Here is a 649-nt window from a genome sequence, read left to right on the forward strand (position 1 = left end):
GATACAGAATTACATCAATTTATCGATTGTCAAAAAGAAACACACTCTGTTCGTACAATGTGTCAAACACTTGGAATAGCGAGAAGTTCGTATTACCAATCTCAGCACAAAACAGAGTCAAAGCGTAGTCGTGAAAATGAAGAGTTAACCAAACAAATTATACAAATTCATCAAGATAGTGGAGGGCGTTACGGTGCACCGAAAATTCATCAAACCCTATTGGAACAAGGGTTTCAAGTAAGTGTAAAGCGTGTGCAACGACTCATGAAAAAAGAAAATATTCGCTCCATCATCTTAAAGAAATATAAACCACATTCATCAAAATCAACTATAGAAGAACGAATAAATCTACTAGAACAGGACTTCTCTACAACGACAATTAATGAAAAGTGGGTGGCGGATATTACTTATATTCACACGCAAAAAGATGGCTGGTGTTACCTTGCATCAGTGATGGATTTGCATTCTAAGAAAATTATTGGATATTCATTTTCACGAAATATGACAACGAACCTTGTGGTAAAAGCTTTAGAAAACGCTTACCATACACAAAGACCACAAAAAGGGCTCATTTTACATACTGATTTAGGAACACAATATACAAGTCAGGAATTTCAAACTTTACTCGCGAATTATAAAATAAAGCCTT

General features: G+C 35.0%; 1 pseudogene. It reads left to right on the forward strand.

Annotation, left to right across the window (positions count from 1 at the left end):
- Positions 1-649, forward strand: a pseudogene (locus tag MR059_RS21495) (IS3-like element ISBce13 family transposase); the annotation flags it as partial.

This window comes from Bacillus cereus group sp. BfR-BA-01522, assembly GCF_022662635.1.
Taxonomy (GTDB): Bacteria; Bacillota; Bacilli; order Bacillales; family Bacillaceae_G; genus Bacillus_A; species Bacillus_A cytotoxicus.